This is a genomic window from Staphylococcus pasteuri (genome assembly GCF_030547725.1).
Taxonomy (GTDB): domain Bacteria; phylum Bacillota; class Bacilli; order Staphylococcales; family Staphylococcaceae; genus Staphylococcus; species Staphylococcus pasteuri.
Map to the genome: position 1 here is coordinate 1 of NZ_JAUOQO010000127.1, position 328 is coordinate 328.

The window sequence follows — 328 nt, forward strand, 5'->3', positions numbered from 1 at the left end:
GAGTTCTCCAGTTATTTACAAACTATCGAACGGAATGGAGAAATAAGTCAACCCATGATTATAAACTCTATTTTTCAGAGCAAGAGGCTTTTCTAGCAATAGTGAATATTTCTGCATTTATAAATATTCTACTTGATCAAATGGCTCAAAAACGAGCATATGACAAAGAGGACAATGAGCTTAAATCCTCTCCGCCAGCTAAAGGCACTAGCTCCAAAAACAAGCCTCTCATAGAGCGAGTGGTTGAACTTTTAATTTCGTTTTCGAAAGAAGTTCCAGATAAAACTTCAGGCTCTATGATTCCAAGAATCACCGAGGTCGAGCTGAT

1 protein-coding gene is annotated in these 328 nt (G+C 37.8%); it reads left to right on the forward strand.

Annotated elements, in window-relative coordinates; genetic code table 11:
- Positions 1–101: 101 nt before the first annotated feature.
- Positions 102–328 (forward strand): hypothetical protein (locus Q4528_RS13090; protein WP_303521912.1); only part of this gene is annotated, 227 nt, incomplete at its 3' end.